This is a genomic window from Methylocystis sp. NC52PC (assembly GCF_055698645.1).
On the sequence record NZ_CP170125.1, the window covers coordinates 88552 to 106018 of the forward strand.

Annotated in this window: 17 protein-coding genes; 7 read left to right on the forward strand and 10 right to left on the reverse strand. The window is 64.2% G+C overall.

Features of this window, described 5'->3' with window-relative positions; translation table 11 throughout:
- Window positions 1-67: 67 nt before the first annotated feature.
- From ACETII_RS00440 to ACETII_RS00455, 4 genes are all read right to left on the reverse strand, one after another.
- Entirely contained in the window at window positions 68-205 is a 138-nt protein-coding gene (locus ACETII_RS00440) for a hypothetical protein (protein WP_472785294.1), read from the reverse strand.
- A gap of 6 nt (window positions 206-211) precedes the next feature.
- Complete coding sequence (gene arsB, locus ACETII_RS00445; RefSeq protein WP_472785424.1) at window positions 212-1237, reverse strand: ACR3 family arsenite efflux transporter; 1026 nt, start codon at window positions 1235-1237, stop codon at window positions 212-214.
- A gap of 145 nt (window positions 1238-1382) precedes the next feature.
- A complete protein-coding gene (locus tag ACETII_RS00450; RefSeq protein WP_472785295.1) occupies window positions 1383-1910 on the reverse strand; it encodes an arsenate reductase ArsC in 528 nt (175 codons plus the stop codon).
- Window positions 1903-2256, reverse strand: coding sequence for an ArsR/SmtB family transcription factor (locus ACETII_RS00455; RefSeq protein WP_472785296.1), 354 nt, complete (start codon window positions 2254-2256; stop codon window positions 1903-1905). The genes ACETII_RS00450 and ACETII_RS00455 overlap by 8 nt, the downstream gene beginning before the upstream one ends.
- Window positions 2257-2492: 236 nt before the next feature.
- Here ACETII_RS00455 and ACETII_RS00460 point away from each other — a divergent pair, with 236 nt between their 5' ends.
- A complete protein-coding gene (locus tag ACETII_RS00460; RefSeq protein WP_363352129.1) occupies window positions 2493-2846 on the forward strand; it encodes a septal ring lytic transglycosylase RlpA family protein in 354 nt (117 codons plus the stop codon).
- A gap of 85 nt (window positions 2847-2931) precedes the next feature.
- Here the strand turns inward: ACETII_RS00460 and ACETII_RS00465 are convergent, their stop codons facing one another.
- The 5 genes from ACETII_RS00465 to ACETII_RS00485 all read right to left on the reverse strand — a co-directional run bounded on the left by ACETII_RS00465 (window position 2932) and on the right by ACETII_RS00485 (window position 8734).
- The gene (locus ACETII_RS00465; protein WP_472785297.1) at window positions 2932-4815 is read right to left on the reverse strand and encodes an extracellular solute-binding protein; all 1884 of its coding nucleotides are present in this window, start codon (window positions 4813-4815) and stop codon (window positions 2932-2934) included.
- Window positions 4816-4842: 27 nt separating this feature from the next.
- On the reverse strand, window positions 4843-5505 hold the full coding sequence (locus tag ACETII_RS00470) for a class I SAM-dependent methyltransferase (protein ID WP_363352125.1): 663 nt from the start codon (window positions 5503-5505) through the stop codon (window positions 4843-4845).
- A gap of 69 nt (window positions 5506-5574) precedes the next feature.
- A complete protein-coding gene (locus ACETII_RS00475) occupies window positions 5575-5781 on the reverse strand; it encodes a heavy-metal-associated domain-containing protein (RefSeq protein WP_472785298.1) in 207 nt (68 codons plus the stop codon).
- A gap of 56 nt (window positions 5782-5837) precedes the next feature.
- Window positions 5838-8285 carry a TonB-dependent receptor family protein gene (locus tag ACETII_RS00480; RefSeq protein ID WP_472785299.1) on the reverse strand — a complete coding sequence of 816 codons (2448 nt, stop codon included), beginning with the start codon at window positions 8283-8285 and terminating at the stop codon, window positions 5838-5840.
- Window positions 8286-8362: 77 nt separating this feature from the next.
- The gene (locus ACETII_RS00485) at window positions 8363-8734 is read right to left on the reverse strand and encodes a hypothetical protein (protein ID WP_472785300.1); all 372 of its coding nucleotides are present in this window, start codon (window positions 8732-8734) and stop codon (window positions 8363-8365) included.
- Window positions 8735-8923: 189 nt separating this feature from the next.
- Between ACETII_RS00485 and ACETII_RS00490 the strand changes: the two genes are divergently transcribed.
- The 6 genes from ACETII_RS00490 (at window position 8924) to ACETII_RS00515 (ending at window position 16219) form a co-directional block, all read left to right on the forward strand.
- Entirely contained in the window at window positions 8924-9601 is a 678-nt protein-coding gene (locus ACETII_RS00490; RefSeq protein ID WP_363352117.1) for a response regulator transcription factor, read from the forward strand.
- Window positions 9602-9684: 83 nt separating this feature from the next.
- The gene (locus ACETII_RS00495) at window positions 9685-10980 is read left to right on the forward strand and encodes a sensor histidine kinase (RefSeq protein WP_472785301.1); all 1296 of its coding nucleotides are present in this window, start codon (window positions 9685-9687) and stop codon (window positions 10978-10980) included.
- A gap of 245 nt (window positions 10981-11225) precedes the next feature.
- Window positions 11226-13016, forward strand: a complete 1791-nt coding sequence (locus ACETII_RS00500; RefSeq protein ID WP_472785302.1) for a thiamine pyrophosphate-requiring protein — start codon at window positions 11226-11228, stop codon at window positions 13014-13016.
- Window positions 13013-13963, forward strand: coding sequence for a hypothetical protein (locus tag ACETII_RS00505; RefSeq protein ID WP_472785303.1), 951 nt, complete (start codon window positions 13013-13015; stop codon window positions 13961-13963). Before ACETII_RS00500 ends, ACETII_RS00505 begins: the two co-directional genes overlap by 4 nt.
- Window positions 13938-14561, forward strand: a complete 624-nt coding sequence (locus tag ACETII_RS00510; protein WP_472785304.1) for a gluconate 2-dehydrogenase subunit 3 family protein — start codon at window positions 13938-13940, stop codon at window positions 14559-14561. The genes ACETII_RS00505 and ACETII_RS00510 overlap by 26 nt, the downstream gene beginning before the upstream one ends.
- Complete coding sequence (locus ACETII_RS00515) at window positions 14558-16219, forward strand: GMC family oxidoreductase (protein WP_472785305.1); 1662 nt, start codon at window positions 14558-14560, stop codon at window positions 16217-16219. The genes ACETII_RS00510 and ACETII_RS00515 overlap by 4 nt, the downstream gene beginning before the upstream one ends.
- Here the strand turns inward: ACETII_RS00515 and ACETII_RS00520 are convergent.
- On the reverse strand, window positions 16194-17465 hold the full coding sequence (locus tag ACETII_RS00520; RefSeq protein WP_472785306.1) for an alpha-hydroxy acid oxidase: 1272 nt from the start codon (window positions 17463-17465) through the stop codon (window positions 16194-16196). The genes ACETII_RS00515 and ACETII_RS00520 overlap by 26 nt on opposite strands.
- Between the last annotated feature and the right edge of the window lie 2 nt (window positions 17466-17467).

A 17467-nucleotide genomic window follows, 5' to 3' on the forward strand; every position in this document is an offset into this window, starting at 1 on the left:
CCACTTTGGCGGCGGAGCTTTGATGCGGCTGGCCGCGCGTCCGAAACGAAAATTCAGCCCCGCGCCGTCACGGATGCAGGCAGGCCAGCGCCGCAACCGTCACGGCCCTCGTCAGCCAGCCAGCCGATGATCCATTCTGGCTGGAGATCACGGCGTCGAGCGCCGATCCTCGACGGCCGCCATCGAGGCGCAACTCGGTTCGCAAACCGTCTCACGCCGTCCGCTCGTACCAGCCGCGCGATCGGCGGACGATATGGACAACGGAGAGCATCACGGGCACCTCGACGAGCACGCCGACGACCGTCGCCAGCGCCGCGCCGGACTGGAAGCCGAAGAGCGCAATCGCGGTCGCGACGGCCAGCTCGAAAAAGTTGCTGGCCCCGATCAAAGCCGAAGGACCGGCGACGCGCCACTCGACGCCGAGGGCGCGATTCATCAGATAGGCGAGACCGGCGTTGAAATAGACCTGAATCAGGATGGGCGCGGCCAGCAGGGCGATCACGAGCGGCTGGGCGACGATCTGCGCGCCCTGCAGGCCAAAGAGCAGGACGAGCGTCAGCAGCAGGGCCGAGAGCGACAGCGGGCCGAGCCGCGCCAGCGTCTTCTTCAACGCGGCCTCGCCGCCCTGGGCCAGGAGGGTCCGCCGCCAAAGCTGCGCGACGATGACCGGCGTGACGATGTAGAGCACGACCGACAGCAGCAGCGTGTCCCAAGGCACGGTGATGGACGAGAGACCGAGTAGCAAGGCGACGATCGGCGCGAAGGCGACGACCATGATGGTGTCGTTCAAGGCGACCTGCGACAGGGTGAAATGCGGCTCGCCGTCAACGAGGTTCGACCAGACGAAGACCATGGCCGTGCAGGGCGCCGCCGCCAGAAGGATCAGTCCGGCGATATAGCCGTCGATCTGGTCGGCGGGCAGGAAGGGCCGGAAAAGATGCGAGATGAAGATCCAGCCGAGCAGCGCCATGGAAAAGGGCTTCACCAGCCAGTTGACGCCGACGGTCACGGCGATCCCCCGCCAATGCTCCTTCACCTGTCCAAGCGCCCCGAGGTCGATCTTCAGCAGCATCGGTATGATCATAAGCCAGACCAGCACGGCGACCGGCAGATTGACCTCGGCGACCGTCGCGGCGCCGATCGCGCGGAAGACCGAAGGCATGATCTGCCCCAGGATGACGCCGGCGACGATGCAGAGGCCGACCCAGAGCGTCAGGAACCGCTCGAAAAGGCCCATGGCCGGAGCCTTGCTTGCGCTCAAAGCGCTGGGGACGGCGGTCGCTTCGCTCATGGTTGTCACTCTCTCTCTCTCGATCGGTCGGGCGTGTTCGGGCGCGGCGAGACCGAGCGCGCGGCCTCGTCGTCGATCGTGGCCGTCACGCTCACGCCTCCGCTTTGTGGCCGTGAGACGCCCCTTCGGACTCACCGATTTCCTGCATGCGCGCTTTCAACTTGAGTTTGTCGAGGCGGGCGATCGGCGTCGCCAGCAGCAGCGAAATGCGCGTCCTCATGTAACGGAAGGCGAGATTGAAGGCCTTCTGCTTCTCCATGTCCGAGCCCTCGACGGCGGCGGGGTCTTCGATGCCCCAATGCGCGGTCATCGGCTGACCCGGCCAGACCGGACAGGCTTCGCCCGCCGCGTTGTCACAGACGGTGAAGACGAAATCCATGACGGGCGCATCGGGGCCGGCGAACTCTTCCCAACTCTTCGAGCGGAAGCCCTCCGTAGGGTAATCATAGGCTTGAAGCGTCTTCAGCGCATAAGGATTCACGACGCCCTTGGGCTGGCTCCCGGCCGAGAAGGCGTTGAAGCGGCCTGCGCCGTCCTTGCGCAGGATTCCTTCCGCGAGGATCGAGCGCGCCGTGTTGCCGGTGCAGAGAAAAAGAACGTTGTAGACGCGTTCAGTCATCGACATTGGCCTTTGTGCGGCAGGGAGAGAGATCGGCGATGAGCGGCGCGCAGACCTCCGCTCTTCCGCCGCAGCAATCCTTGAGCAGGAACAGCGTCATCTCCCGCAAGCGCGCCAGATTGGCGCGGTAGATGATGGAACGACCGCGCCGCTCCCCCTTCACCAGCCCCGCGCGGGAAAGAATGCTCAGATGGGCGGACATGGTGTTTGGCGGCGCCGCCATCAGGCGCGCCAGCTCGCCGGCGGGCGCCCCCTCCGGCTCCCGCAGAACGAGAAGTCGAAACGTATCGAGCCGCGTCGTCTGGGCAAGCGCGGCCAGGGCGGCGATGGCGTCTATATTATCCATATTTCCAGATTATCGGAAATATGTGACGGTCGCAAGACGGGCGCGGATCCGACGCGGTAAGAACTGCAATCGCTAAAGCCGTGGAGCGACGGCCAGACGGAAGGACAAATCAATCACTGTGTAGCGGCCACTGCAACAGGAGATCAGGAAGCCCCCCTTTTGGGAACAATAGTTTCGGACGGCTGTTTCTCTCGTCTCCGCGTGAAACGCGCAACCTCCGGAGCGGGAAGAGGCAAGTGTCGTCGAAAAGCACGTGCATTGCGGCTGCCGCGCTTGTCACCGTAACTTGCGCCGCTGAAGCGGGTTGGATCGGCAATGTTTCCTATTACCATGTGCAGGGGAAGACAGCGAGCGGTCGCAACGTAGCCGGCGTCGGGTCCTTCAACGCGGCGCATCGGACCCTGCCGTTCGGCTCCCGCATTCGCATTACGAACCTGGCGAACAACCGTTCTGTTGTCGTCACGATTACTGATCGTGGGCCCTTCATTCATGGCCGCCACATTGACGTCTCCGCCCGTGCGGCGCGGGCGCTCGGCATCCGTTCAGTGGGCGTCGCCCGAGTCAGGATGGAGCTGGTCGGCGCCAGTTGACGCCGACAACAGCTATCACCTGCGACGCGACAAAGTCCCAAGACCAGCGCCCGTTCGACTTTGCCCGACGAGAACTAAGCGCCCGCTATCGTTGCAACCACCACGTCTCGAGCGTGAAGCCAAAGGGATACATTGGAAAATGCGGCAAATTGCGCGGTCGCTCGAGCTTACTGCTATGCGCGGTCCAGATTTCGCCCGTGTGGAACAAGGGAACGAAATAGAAGCCGGAGAGCAGCGCCCGATCGAGCGCGCGCGCCGCAGTAAGGTGTTCTTCCGGCCCGCGCGCCCGGATAAGCGCGTCGATCAACCCGTCCAGCGCAGGCGACGACACGCCCGCGAGATTCGTCCCCTTTTCCTTGTCGACGCTGGCCGAGCTCCATCGTCCTGCCTGCTCGACCCCAGGGACCGCCGCTGGCAGCCATTGGCCGATCATCATGTCATAGTCGAATTTTCGACGCCGCTGCTGATACTGGACCTCGTCATAGAGCCTAGGTTGCGCCATGACGCCAATGCGTCGCAGCGCGCTGGCGAAATTCAACGCGAGGCGTTCTTCTTCGCGATCGCGAACCATGATTTCAAACGCGACGGGCTGGCCGTCTTTTGACATGACCCCTGCCTCCGTCGGCTTGTAGCCGCCTTGGGCGAGGAGCTCGAGCGCCTGTCGCGCAATCGCGCGATCGCGGCCGCTCCCGTCATGCTTAGGCGGGCGCCAGCTTCCTTCCAGCATGTCTTTGCGCACCGCCCCGGGAAATTGCGCGATCAAAGCGCGCTCGGCCTCACTTGCCGCATGGCCGGACGATGAAAACGGCGATTCATCGAAATAGCTCAACGTCCGTTTGTAAAGGCCCCCGTAGAAATTGGCGTTCACCCATTCGAAATCGAACATCATCGCCAATGCTTCGCGTAGCCGGACGTCGTCGAATAACTTATTGCGAAGATTGAACACGAAGCCGGACATCCCCACCGGCCGCCCCGGACGCAACGTGTCCTTGACGATTCGCCCGTCGCTCATCGCCGGAAAGTCATAGCCTGTCAGCCAACGCGAGGCGCCGCCTTCCTCGCGATAGTCGACGAGACCCCCTTTCAACGCTTCGAACAGCGCGTCGCCATCCCGATACCAACTAACGTCGATCTCATCGAAATTGTAGAGACCGACTTGGCTCGGCCGATCTTTCGCCCAATAGTCGGGGTCGCGCGCCAATAGGAGGCGGTCGCCCGCCTTGGCTTCCTTGACGCGGTAAGGGCCGGACCCCACGGGAATCTCAATGCGAACGTCGTCGAAACGGGCGGCGTCAGTCGACGCTTTGGACAGAACGGGCATTGCCGCAAGCAGGAGCGGCAGCTCCCGGTCAGCGCCGCTGGCAAGGTCGAAGCGAATGGTCTTCTCATCCGACGCCTCGATCCTCCGAACGCGCGCAAACGCGTCTCGCTGTCCGGGACGGCCCTTCGCCTTCAAAAGCTCGAATGAAAACAGCACGTCCTCTGACGTGATCGGCCGCCGGTCGGAAAAGCGCGCGCGCGGATCGAGATGAAAAGTGACATGTTCTCTCTTTTCGTCGAGCTCCACCGACTCCGCGATGAGCGCGTAAAGACTATAAGGCTCATCCTGAGAGCGCGCCATCAAGCTTTGATAGACGTTGCCGATCAGGAGTTGCGGCGCCGAGGCGAATTTCAAATTGAAGGGGTTGAGGCTCTCGAAACTACCGGTCATTCCGAGCCTCAACCTGCCGCCCTTCGGGGCGTTCGGGTTCGCATAGGGCAGATGATCGAAGTCTTTCGCAAGAGCGGGCTCCCCGTAGAGGGCGAGGCCATGTCTCGGGCTCTCATCCGCAATCGCCGGCCCGACAATTTCTACGAGGCAAATGCTCAGAAACGAAAAAGCAACGCGGATCGAGGCGCGGCGAAGCGCCCGTGCACGTGCGAAGCGCATAAAGCGCGCGTCATGGCGCAATGGTCGTTCCTTTCTCATGTGCCGCGCTCCCTCGCGTCCGCTTCATCATTCTCCGGCGCGTCGGCCGCGCGTCGCCGACGTCCGCGAACGGCGAAAAACTGCGCGCCAGCGTCGTGAGAGGCAGCCCTGTTGCGGGAAATCATCGAGTTCTTCGAGCGACAGGCCGTCGACCGCGAGGCCTTCGATCTCGTCGCGCGTCAACGGCCGCCACGGCGTGGACTGCGGTTCGTCCGGCTCCCGCGCCGAGGAAATGACGAGCAGACGTCCCTCCGGCGCAACCAGCGATGCAAGGGCGCTTGCCGCGGCAGGGAGCATCGTCGTTCCGAGCGTCTGCAACGTATAGCATTCATGCACGAGATCGAACGCTTCGCGCCATTCCTGCGGCGGCGCGAAGAGATCGGCGACGCGGTAATCGACCGCGCTGTCTTGAAATCGCTGCTTCGCCCATGCCACGGCGCGTTCGATATAGTCGAATGCGCAAACCTGCGCGCCCGCCGCGGCGAAAGCTTCCGCATTGTCCCCAAGTCCGCAGCCGACGTCGAGAACGCGTTTTCCCCGAACCGCGTGGCGTGTGAGCCAATCCGCGAGCAGGGAGTTCGGCGCGAGAGCCGCCCAGGGAACATTTGCGGCGTCGTCGCCCGCAAGTTCGTACACTTTTGCAAACCACCGGTCCCCTTTGGGATCGCTCGGATCGCCATCAGCGTTCATATGCGGATTTATCGCGTCCAAACGCGCACGAGCGGCGGAGCGACGGGCTATGAAATCAGGGTCCATCTGTTATCTCACAATTTTCGCGTCGTAACCGGCTTCCAAAATCGCGCCGAGAAGTTGACGCGGATCAGCGGGCGCGGGATCGACTGATACTTGCTTGGCCGGAAGCGCCACAGAAACGTCGGCCTCGGGGAGTACGCTGCGCGCCGCCTCGATGACGTGCTGCGCACAACCCTCGCAATGCATGTTTTCCACGAACAGGACGATCGCCATTAGCTCCTCTCTCTCTTCGACGCCTTCAAAGAACTGCGTCGCGGTCAGACGCGTAATCAGAATTTCAGCTTGATTCCCCCGACCAGGGATCTCGGCTGTCCGGCGAGAATCCCGGCGCCTTGCGCCGTCGCCAGGAGCAATCCCGGCGTCTGGACGACCGTCCCCGCAATCAGCGTATTGCTCATCACCAAAGAGCCCGCGATATAAGTGCGATTGAAAACATTCTCCAGGTTGAGATAGAGCTCGACATTTCTGAAATAGCTGTCCACGATGTCGCGATTGTAATGAAGATTCAGATTGACGAGCCCATAGCCGGGAAGCGACGTGAGATTGGCGTTGTCGATGCTGTACCCCGCTTTGAAAATATACTCGACATAGGCGCCGAGCCCCTTGAAATCGCCGCTCGGCTGATCGTATCCGACGCGAGAGGTGAGCGTGTGCGGCGCGACATTGGGGATTTTGGCGCCGGCGCGATTGTAATAGACGAACTGCCCTCTGACAGCGCCAAGATTATCCCAGTAGCTGGTGAAGAACTGGTCATTGAAGGTATAAGCGGCGATGAAACGCCACCCATCGATCGGCCGCCAATCGATATTGGCTTCGACGCCCCGGTGAATCGAGGCCGGAATATTCGCCTGATAGCTGACGAGACCGTTCGAAAGAGTCAGGATTTCGTTGCGGAACCATTCGTTGAAGCCGGTCACGCTGACGATCACATTTGGCGCGGGGGTCCAGTCGACACCCAGATCGACGCCCATGTTGGTCTGGGCCTTCAGATCCGAATTCGCGCCGGCGCCGTTCTGCGTCGAGGTGAGAAAGACGAAGGCAGGGGTTCCGTAGCCTGCGGCGTAGCGCGCGCGAACCTGCCACTCGGGACTGTAACGATAGGTCAGCGACGCCTCGGGCGCCGTGTTCCAATAGTCGTTGTCGAGGGCGACCCGTTGTGGGGCGCTCAACGCCCCATTCGCTGTGTAGGTGTAAACGGTGTTGACCCCCCAAACGCGATTCCAGTTCGAACTGAATCCGACCACCCCGGTCAACTGCGGGGTCAAGGCGATCTCCTCCCGCGCCCGCAGGCTGATATTGGACGTGTAGCTGTCGATCTTCCCGACAGGTCCGCCGGTCGCGCCATAGTTCCAGACATTGGGGATCTGATTGAAGAGCGGGTTCGTGGTTTTGACGTTATTGTAGAAGAAGCCGAGATAATGCGTCGCGGGGAAGCCGAAAAGCGCGGCGTGGCTCGTGATGGTCGTGTTGGCGTCGATGCCGACGGAAGGGCCCCTGATCGCCACCGGACCGCCGAGGCCGCCCAAGGCCGCTGGCCCGACTTTCGGGGGCGGCCAGGTTCCGTTGATATAGTCGAAGTAATCATAAGTGAACTGGCTCCGCCAGGTCGTGCTGTTGTCGAAATCGTGCTCCCATCGGAAGCCGCCGATCTGGCGTTGCGTGTGGATATGCGAGCCGAGCTGCCAAACGCTTTGATTGACCAGCGGCGCCCGGGCCGAGGTAAAGAGGCCGTTGGCGGGGACGTTGAGGTTGTTGCAAAACGGCAGATTGGCGGGAACGGCGATGGCGCAACCGTAGCTTTTGCCGAAGGGATTCAAATGAAACTGAGCCTGTGAAAGGCGATTCATGAACTGCGCGAAAGTGTCGTTGAATATGTATTTCAGCGTCAACCGATCGTCTGGCGTCGGAGCCCACCTTGCGAGCAGTCTGGCCTGATCTCCCGAATAGGGACCGCGCGCCAGATAATTGTCGCCGCGCGCATCCGACGCAAACAAGGAGACGTCGAATTCGCCAAGGCCTTTGGTCGCGACTTTCTTGCCCGCGCGGACATAGTTGTTGATGTACCCATAGCTTCCGAATTCGGAGCCGGTGTCGACGCCGTCGATCTCCGCGCCGGAGAAGGTGCGAAAATTGATGGCGCCGCCATAGGCGTAGTTGCCGAAAAGCGCCGACGAAGGGCCGCGGTAGACGTCGGTGGCGCTGAAAGCGTGCGGATCGAGCATATCGGTGCGGCCGACGCCGTCCGCCGTGGTGATCGGAAAACCATCCTCGTACATCATGATGTTGCGGACGCCGAGAGGAAAACCCACGCCGAGCCGCGAACCCGATCCGCGGATCGAAATATTGACCTCACGCGCAAAATTGCCCGATTGAATTGAGACGCCCGGGCTATATTGCAACATCTCCCGGACCGTGAACATCGGCGTCGGCCGCAGAAATTTATGATCGACGGTCGTGACCGTCTGCCCGGGCGGATCCCGGTAGATCGGCAGTTTCGCGCGCGAGGCCTCGAATCCGGGGGCGACGATTGGACTTTGCATCCCCGCCGCCGGCGCGGCGACTGGGCCAAGCGTCGCGTTGGACCCGGGAGACGCCGCGCGCCGGTCGCCGCCGACATCGATGCGCGGCAGCGTGTGCTGAGCGTAGGCGACGGAAGGAGACAGGGCGAGTAAGAGCGACGCGACGGAAGCGCCGCGCGACAGGCGTGCGTGTGACATTGATGTGCTCCTGGGCGGCTCGACGAACCGCACGATTCAAGCGGGTAAGCGGACCTCGACGGCCCTTGCGCCTCGAATCAGGAGCGGTAAGGAGGCGATCGCGGAGACGCCGATCGCGGACGGCTGAAAATCCTGAACGGAGCGTCCCAGGAGAAGTATTTGCCAAGTGTCGCCGGCGCGCCGAGCGGCAGAACGAGCGCCAGGCTCGACGCGGCGATCTGGTCTGCTTCGTCGGCGGCGCCGGCGAAACACGCGAGACAGCAATGTCTCCCGGCGTCGCCGTGACTCGGCGCCTCCCCCATGTCCTTCCCCGCCGAGCAATCTGCGCCGATGGAGGCGGCGATCCCGCTCGGGAGGAGAGAACCGCGCTCGAGCGACCACCCGTTCGCCGACAATGCGGCACCCTGAAGGGTGAGCAGGAGCAGCAATATCCAGGCGGTTCGGAGCAAGCGTCGACCTCGGTTGGAGGATAGAGCTCGATAGCATCGGAAGGTAACGCCAGCGCAACCGCGAGGGAATCTCGCCGCTGATCGAAAAAGGAAAATTTTGGTGTTGCAAGAGCGCAACAATCACGAGTAACCTGCTTGTCGGAGGCGCGTTCGATAGTTGAATTGGCGCGAGATGCGGAAATCCCTCCGATGAGGATTTTGGTCGTCGAAGACCAAATCGAAATTGGCGCGCTGATGTCCGATCGCCTCGGACGGTCAGGGTTTCTCGTCGACCGCGTCGGCATGATCGCCGACGCGCGAGAAGCGTTGCACGCTTACGACTATCCGATCTTGTTGCTGGATCGACGGCTTCCGGATGGCGACGGTCTCGATTTCCTGCCGGAGATTCGCGCTCTCAGGCCAAATATTCGCGTTCTCATGGTGACGGCGCTGCGTTCGCTCGACGACCGCGTCAACGGTCTGGACGCGGGCGCGGACGATTATCTGATCAAACCCTTCGCGCCGGACGAGCTTCTCGCCCGCATCCGCGCCAGCCTGCGACGTCCGGGGGCGGCCCCGATCCCCGCGGTGTCGCTGGGCGCATTGTCCTTCGATCTCAATTTACACGAAGCCCACGTCGACGGCCGCCCGTTGGTGCTTCACAAACGTGAATTGCTGCTGCTCGAGACGCTGATGCGGCGCGCCGGGAGGGCCGTCACTTATTCGGTCCTCATCGACGAAGTATACGGCCTGGACGAACAGGTGCAGAATGACGCGCTGAAAATGCTGGTTTCGCGTCTGCGCCAAAAACTCAGAGACGCGGACGCGGGCGTGGAGATCTACGCGACGCGGAGCGTCGGCTATCTGATCGCGCCGGCGCGCGCTTGATGCGGATACGCTCGCTTAAATCCCGTCTGATTCTGTTTTGGATTTTGGGTTCCTTGCTGGCTTACTTTTCAACGCCCTTGACCGTGCAGATTCCACTGGCGTTCTTTTGGGGCCGCGATCACCGCCAGGCGCTCGAGGTCTGGACGACGAAGCGCGCCCGAGACGTGGTTGTCGACGCGCTCAGACGCGACGCGGACGGAAGCCTGCGCCTCGAGCTCACCGAACGCCTGAGAGCGCATCAGGAACGCAATCCCAACTTCCGCTTCGCGGTGTTCAAGCCGCAAACGGGCGCCTTATTGCCTGGATCGTCCGAAGCGTTGGCGGCGCATTTCAAGCCGCTGATCGGAGACGTCGAGGTGTATGGTTCGCTTTTTCATTTGACAGATGACAAAAATCCGAACGCACGAGGCTATGTTCGAACGACGCTGACCCGATACGGCAAGCTCGGCACCATCGTCTATGGGTCGGACTTTCACTGGGACGATATTTTCTATCAGTTGCACGCCTACATCGTAACCGAAAATATTCTGGCGTTTCTTCCGTTTTGCGCCCTGGTCTCACTTATTTGGTTCTTCGTTATCCGCGGGAGCCTGGCTCCTCTTCACGCGGCTGCTTCGAATGTCAGACAGATAAATATAGACACGCTGAATTGGCAGGCGCCAAGCAGCGAGCTGCCATCGGAAATTCTGCCATTCGTCGAAGAGGTGAATGCAGCTTTCCAGCGGGTTCGGGACGGCGTTGCGCGTCAGCGACGCTTCACCGCGAATTCGGCCCATGAACTTCGTACGCCGATCGCGATTTTGTGCGCCCGCGTCGATAAAATGGCCGATGACGCCCTGAAGATCGAGCTGCAGCGGGACGCGACGCGGATCAAGACAATCCTGGAGCAGCTGCTCGTTCTTGCGCAGATTGAGGAACGCAGTGAAGGAAAGCCGCCGCCTGCGCTTGAGCTGGGCGGCGCGCTCCTGTCGATCATCGCGGATCTGATGCCGATCGCCTATGAGAACAACCGCCAGATTGAATTCGACGCGCCCGATGTCGGCGTTTCCGTTCGCGCCTATCGCTGGGCCGTGGAAAGCGTCGTCACCAATCTCATTGAAAACGCCATGCGCGTCGAACCGCCGGGCGGTTTTGTCAGCGTTCGCCTAACGGGTGACGCGATCGTCGACGTTATCGACCATGGCCCGGGGATTGCGCTCGAGGATCGCGACATGATCTTCGAACCCTTCTGGCGCAAGAGCGACTCGACCCCGGGGACCGGATTAGGTCTCGCGATCGCAAAAGAGTTGATGGAGAAGCAGGGAGGCCGGCTCTGGGCCGAGGAAACGCCTGGCGGCGGCGCGACATTCAAGCTCGCCTTTGCCCGCGAGGAGAATTGAGAGGACAACGTCCGCTGGCAGCTCGAGCCAGCTGAGCCGATCGCGCCTTTGAATATCTGCGGCGGGAAACGAAGGGGTTGCGACGCGGAAGCCAGCGACGCCGCCATGCCTTCGCCACGCCGCGTGCAATAGTGGGACCACCATCGCCTGCGCGAAGAACCGTCCGGTTGGAACGAGCCGCCCATCGCCCCTGTTAAACGAATTGGGCGCCGCGCCCGATTTCCTCTCAGCGCGAGCGGATCGTCATGAGCAACACCGTCGGCGATTTCCTTGTCCATCGGCTTTATGAGTGGGGCGTCCGCAGGATCTTCGGCTATCCGGGGGACGGCATCAACGGCGTGCTCGGCGCCCTGCAGCGCGCCGAGGAGAAAATTGAATTCGTCCAGGTGCGGCACGAAGAAATGGCCGCTTTCATGGCGTGCGCCCACGCCAAGTTCACCGGCGAACTCGGCGTGTGTCTGTCGACCGGGGGCCCCGGAGCCTCCCACCTCATCACCGGCCTTTACGACGCCAAATGCGATCACATGCCTGTGCTCGCCATCGCCGGCCAGGCCCCCCGCACGGCGCGCGGCGCGCATTATCAGCAGGAGCTCAATCTCGATCGCATGTTTTCAGACGCGGCGGCCTTCGTGCAGGAGGCGGAGACGCCCGCGCAGGTGCGCATGCTGACGGATCGCGCCATCCGCATCGCATTGGCGCAGAAGGCCGTATCCGTCATTATCCTTCCCGGCGATGTGCAGGATCTCGACTATGAGGAGCCGCCGCGAAAACACGGCGCGGTGCGGACGGGCGTCGGCTATTCGCGCCCGCTGGTGGTTCCCTGCTCCGACGACATCCGTCGCGCCGCCGACGCGCTCAACGCCGGCGAGAAGGTTGCGATACTGGTCGGCGCGGGGGCGCTCGGCGCGAAGGAGGAAGTCATCGCCGTCGCGGAGAAGCTGAAAGCCGGCGTCGCCAAGGCGCTGCTCGGCAAGGCGGCGACGCCCGACGTTCTGCCCTGGGTCACGGGCGCCATTGGTCTGCTCGGGACCAAGCCGAGCTATGACATGATGATGGCCTGCGACACGCTGCTCATGATCGGCTCGGGTTTCCCCTATTCCGAGTTTCTCCCGCGCGAAGGACAGGCGCGCGGCGTGCAGATCGACGTGGACGCCTCCATGCTGAGCATGCGTTATCCCATGGAGGTCAATCTCCACGGCGACGCCGCCGTCACCTTGCGGGAACTGCTCCGCCGCCTCGATGAAAAGACCGAAGTCGGCTGGCGGGACTGGATCGAAAAGGAAGTCGCCGACTGGTGGGAGTTGCTCGAAGACCGCGCGCTCGCGCCCGCCAATCCGGTCAATCCGCAGAAGGTCGTCTGGGACCTCTCGCCCCGCCTGCCCGACGACGCGATCATCACCTGCGACTCGGGCTCCTGCGCCAATTGGTATGCGCGCGACATCCGGATCAGGGGCGAGATGATGTGCTCGCTCTCCGGCGGGCTCGCCTCCATGGGCGCCGCCGCGCCTTACGCCATCGCCGCGAAATTCGCGCATCCGGGTCGGCCGGTGGTCGCGCTCGTGGGCGACGGCGCCATGCAGATGAACAACATGGCCGAGCTCGTCACAGTGGCGAAATACTGGCGGCAATGGCGATCCCCGACATGGATCTGCTGCGTCTTCAACAATGAAGATTTGAACCAGGTGACCTGGGAGCAGCGCGTCATGCAGGGCAATCCCAAATTCGAGGCCACGCAGAACATCCCCGACGTTCCCTACCACCGCTTCGCCGAGTCGATCGGGCTGAAGGGCATTTTCGTCGACCGCCCCGCTGATCTGGCGGACGCCTGGGACGAGGCCTTCGCGTGCGACAGGCCCGTTGTGCTCGAAGTCAAGACAGACCCCGAAGTGCCGCCACTGCCGGCGCATATTTCCTTCGAGCAGGCGCGCAATTTCGCAGCGACGCTGTTCAAGGGCGATCCCGAGGAGGGCGCGCTGATCGCCGGCGCGGTTCGACAGGTCTTCGCGCCGATACTGCCCTCCGGCCGCAACGAATGACGACCAGGCCGCTCCCCGCGCTGCTCGGGGGCCTGGCGCTTTGCGCCGTCTGCGGCGCGGCCGCGCGCCTTGCGACAGGCGCAGCGACGGAGGCAAAGCCCGCAGCCGCGCGCGAGGCCGATCCGCCGGCGCGGGCGCTCGAGGGCGCCGCGGCGCTGCTCGCGGCGTCGGTGCTGGCCGACAGCGCGCTCGAGCATTATCGCGGCTCCTTCGAAAACCCCGGCATGTTCGCGCCGCTCGTCAGTTCGGCCCTGGCGCTGGGTTGCGGGGTCGAGGGAGCGGTCGCCGCGAAGCCCGCAGCAAGCGCCTTCAGGCGCAAGTCCTTTGCGCTTTCCGTCGGCGTCGGCGCCGCGGGGCTCGCTTTTCACGTCTACAACATCTTCAAAAGGCCCGGCGGGCTGAGCTGGCTCAACCTGTTCTACGGCGCGCCCGTCGGCGCCCCGGCGGCGCTTTCCCTTAGCGGCCTTCTCGGCTTGGCGGGGGAGCGGCTGGCGGCGGAAGGCGCGCAGACGCCGCGGCTTCTCGGTTTCCCCGCCGGCCGCGCGCTCGCGGCCCTGACCAGCGTCGCCATTGCGGGAACCGTCGGCGAAGCGGCCCTCTTCCATTTCAGGGGCGCCTTCCAGAATCCGTTCATGTATGCGCCCGTCGCCGTGCCGCCGGTCGCGTCGGGCCTTCTCGCCAAAGCGTCCCTCGAGCCGCCCGCGACGACGCATGCGTTCACGCGCGCATGGCTTTGGGCGAGCTTTCTGCTCGGCCTCTTCGGCATGGGGTTTCACGCCTATGGCGTGGCGCGGGCCATGGGCGGCTGGCGCAACTGGAGCCAGAATCTCATCGACGGCCCGCCGCTGCCGGCGCCGCCGAGCTTTTCAGCGCTGTCGATTGCGGGCCTTGCGTCGCTTTCGCTGATCGAAAGGCAAGCGCATGCGGGAGAGCGACAAAGCGCGTGACGCGCGGGCCCCTTACGCGGGCTACGACGTCCTGGCGAAATGGCGCACGCCGTCCTTCGACGATCGCACGCGCGAGGTTCTCGCCGCCAGACTGAACGAAGCGCCGCCGCGTCGCTTTCTGACCCCGGACGAACTGTCGCTTCTCGACGCCGTCGTCGAGCGGCTGGCTCCGCCCCTGCCGGGCCTCGAGCCGCGCCTCCTGGCGCTTTGGATCGACGACCGTCTCCACCAAAATCTCGGCGAAGGTTTTCGGGGGCCGGGCGCGCCGCCTTTGCAACAGTGCTGGCGGCTCGGACTCGCAGGCGTCGACGCCGAAGCGCGTCGTCGGTTCGAGACGGCCTTCGCCGATCTCGCGCCCGACGCAAGAGACGAAACGCTGCGCGCGATCGAGCATGGCGATATCGACGCCGCGCTTTGGGGAGGCCTCGACGCCGCCTCCTTCTTCACCGACACGCTGTCGAAAACGGTGGCGGGTCTCGCCTATGCGCATCCCTCGGCGTGGAGCGACATCGGCTTCGGCGGCCCGGCGAGCCCGCGCGGCTATGTTCGGCTGGGCTTCGACGCCCGCGATCCTTGGGAAGCGAGGGAGCGCCGATGAACGTCGAGGCGCCGCGCGCAACGAACGGCCGGGCGCCCGACGTCTTCACGCCGGGCGGCTGGACGCCGATGCGCGAATACGCCGATTCCGAACCGGTCGACTTTCTCGTCATCGGCGCTGGAGCCGGGGGCGCCACGCTCGGCTGCCGGCTGGCGGAAGAAGGCTTTTCCGTCGTGATTCTGGAAGCCGGTCCGTTCTGGCGCCCGCTCGAGGATTTCGCGTCGGACGAATTGGCGCAGCAGACGCTCTTTTGGACCGACGACCGCCTGATCGGCGGCGACGATCCGATCGCGCTCGGCGGCAATAATTCGGGACGCGGGGTCGGCGGCTCGACCGTCCATTACAGCATGATCGCATTGCGCTTCCGGCCGGACTGGTTCAAGGCGCGAAGCCGGCTCGGCTATGGCGTCGACTGGCCGATCCGCTACGAGGACCTCGCGCCTTATTACGAGGAGGTCGAGGAGGCGCTGAAAGTGTCCGGCCCGGTGCATTATCCCTGGGGGCCGCCCCGCCGGCGCTATCCCTATCGGCCGCACGAGGTGAATGCGGCGGGGCTCGTGCTCGCGCGCGGCGCCGAAAAGCTCGGGATCGCGTGGGCGGCGACGCCGCTGACGACCGTTTCCGCGCCGCGCGGCAAGTCCCCGCCCTGCGTCTACCGCGGCTTTTGCAATTACGGCTGCTCCACGAACGCCAAGCAGAGCGCCCTGACCGTGTGGATTCCGCGCGCCTTGCGTTCCGGCGCGCAGGTGCGCGACCTCGCCATGGCGGGGCGCATCGTCCTCGACGCGCGCGGCCGCGCCGCCGGCGTCGATTATTTCCGCGCCGGCGAGTGGCGCTTCCAGCGCGCGCGCAACGTCGTCGTCGCCGGCTACGCGATCGAAACGCCGCGTCTGCTGCTGAATTCCGCCTGCCCGTTGTTTCCCGACGGTCTCGCCAACAGCTCCGGACTCGTCGGCGCATATCTGACGACGCACGCCGGCCCCGGAGCCTGGGCGACCTTCGAGGAAGAAATCCGCTGGTACAAGGGCCCGCCCAACATGGCGGTGACGGAACACTGGAATTACGCCGATGCGGGCAAGGATTTCGTCGGCGGCTACGCTTTCATGAGCCAGGGCCCCCTGCCCATGGCCTGGGCGCAGACGCTCGCGACCACGCGCGGCCTGTGGGGTGCGGCGCTGCGCGATGAAATGCGCAAATATAACCACATGGCGGGCTTCGTGCCGGTCGGCGAGACGGAGCCGCGTCCGCAAAATCGCGTGACGCTCGCCGATGACGTGGATCAGTTTGGCCTGCGCATCCCGCGCGTCGACTTCTCTTATTCGGAAAATGACAAGCGCCTGCAGCGCCACGCCGTCGCCTTCATGAGCGAGATGCTGGCCGCCGCCGGCGGCTACGACATCTGGACCAATGACAAGGACACGAGCCATCTGCTCGGCACGTGCCGCATGGGCGACGATCCGCGGACAAGCGTCGTCGACGCGGATGGACGCAGCTGGGACATTCGCAACCTCTGGATCTGCGACGGCTCGCTGTTCCCGACATGCGGCGGCGTCAATCCGTCGCTCACCATCCAGGCCCTCGCCTGTCGCGCGGCGGATCGAATCACGCGCCTCGCCGCGGCCGGCTCGCTCGCTAGCGCGTCAAAAATTGCGGGTTGAGATCCTTGACGGAGGGCGCGCCGAGCAGGCCGAGGTCGCGGTCGATCTCTTCGCGCAAAATATCGATCGCGCGTTCGACGCCGCTGCGCCCGGCCGCGGCCAGGCCGTAGAGGGCGGCGCGGCCGAGCAGCACGGCGTCCGCGCCGAGCGCCAGGCATTTGAGCACATCCGTCCCTCTGCGGACGCCGCCGTCGACGATGAGCGTCATTCGGTCGCCCGCACGCCGCCGCGCCTCCGGCAGACTATCGAGCCCCGATACGGTCCAGTCCAATTGACGGCCGCCGTGATTGGAGAGAACGACGCCATCCGCGCCGACATCGGCCGCCCTCTCGACGTCGGCAGGGTTCAAAATCCCCTTGATGAGGAATTTTCTGGGCCACAGCGCGCGCAGCCGCGCAATCTCCGCCCAGTCGAGCGCAGGGTCCATGTTGGCGCGGATCCAGAAGGCGCTGTCGAAAAACCGGCGCCTGTCTTCCGGGACGTAGTCGATGGCGTTCGCAAAGCGCGGCATGCCGCCCGACAGCGTCGTCAGCGCCCAGCGTGGATGCAGCGCCGCGTCGAAAACGGACCCGACCGTGAGCCGCCCCGGATGCGCGAAACGCCTTTGCTCCCATTCGCGGTCGCCATAGAACTGCGCGTCGACGGTGACGACCAGCGCTTCGCTCTGCGCGCGTTCGGCGCGGGCGATGAGCGCCTCCCTGATCTTGCGCGGGCCGAAAACATAGAGCTGCCACCAGTGCCGCACGCCGGGAACGGCCGCGACCTCCTCCATCGGATCGTTCGACATGGTGCTTTGAATGAACGGGATCCCTGCTTGCGCCGCCGCGCGGGCCAAGAGCACGTCCGCCTTTCTCCAAAACAGCCCGTTCAGTCCCGTCGGCGCGATGGCGAAGGGCAGCGGCATGGCCCGCCCGAAAATCGATACGCTCTGGTCCCGCCGCGACACGTCGACGAGCGCCCTCGGGGTCAGCCGATAGCTCGCGAGCGCGGCGCGGTTGCGGGCGAGCGTCGCCTCCTCCTCGGCGCCGCCTTCGAGATATTCGGCGGCAAAGGCCGGAAGCCGGCGATGGGCCATCCGGCGCAGATCCTCGACGGTGCGGGCGCTCGCAAGGTTTCGGCCCGTGTAATAGGATCGCTCCGGCGACCGGCCTTGCGTCGCGGGCGTCGGATCGAGCCTGGCCCCGGCCGCCGCGGCTTCGACGGGCTTGGCCTCTTCGCGCGGTCGCTGGCGTGAGAAGGGGCGCATCT

Bases quoted from the DNA above. Each gene is read 5' to 3' on its own strand.
- arsB (WP_472785424.1), bottom strand. From the start codon at position 1,237: ATGGGCCTTTTCGAGCGGTTCCTGACGCTCTGGGTCGGCCTCTGCATC.
- ACETII_RS00450 (WP_472785295.1), bottom strand. From the start codon at position 1,910: ATGACTGAACGCGTCTACAACGTTCTTTTTCTCTGCACCGGCAACACG.
- ACETII_RS00455 (WP_472785296.1), bottom strand. From the start codon at position 2,256: ATGGATAATATAGACGCCATCGCCGCCCTGGCCGCGCTTGCCCAGACG.
- ACETII_RS00465 (WP_472785297.1), bottom strand. From the start codon at position 4,815: ATGAGAAAGGAACGACCATTGCGCCATGACGCGCGCTTTATGCGCTTC.
- ACETII_RS00470 (WP_363352125.1), bottom strand. From the start codon at position 5,505: ATGAACGCTGATGGCGATCCGAGCGATCCCAAAGGGGACCGGTGGTTT.
- ACETII_RS00475 (WP_472785298.1), bottom strand. From the start codon at position 5,781: ATGGCGATCGTCCTGTTCGTGGAAAACATGCATTGCGAGGGTTGTGCG.
- ACETII_RS00480 (WP_472785299.1), bottom strand. From the start codon at position 8,285: ATGTCACACGCACGCCTGTCGCGCGGCGCTTCCGTCGCGTCGCTCTTA.
- ACETII_RS00490 (WP_363352117.1), top strand. From the start codon at position 8,924: ATGAGGATTTTGGTCGTCGAAGACCAAATCGAAATTGGCGCGCTGATG.
- ACETII_RS00500 (WP_472785302.1), top strand. From the start codon at position 11,226: ATGAGCAACACCGTCGGCGATTTCCTTGTCCATCGGCTTTATGAGTGG.
- ACETII_RS00505 (WP_472785303.1), top strand. From the start codon at position 13,013: ATGACGACCAGGCCGCTCCCCGCGCTGCTCGGGGGCCTGGCGCTTTGC.
- ACETII_RS00510 (WP_472785304.1), top strand. From the start codon at position 13,938: ATGCGGGAGAGCGACAAAGCGCGTGACGCGCGGGCCCCTTACGCGGGC.
- ACETII_RS00515 (WP_472785305.1), top strand. From the start codon at position 14,558: ATGAACGTCGAGGCGCCGCGCGCAACGAACGGCCGGGCGCCCGACGTC.
- ACETII_RS00520 (WP_472785306.1), bottom strand. From the start codon at position 17,465: ATGCGCCCCTTCTCACGCCAGCGACCGCGCGAAGAGGCCAAGCCCGTC.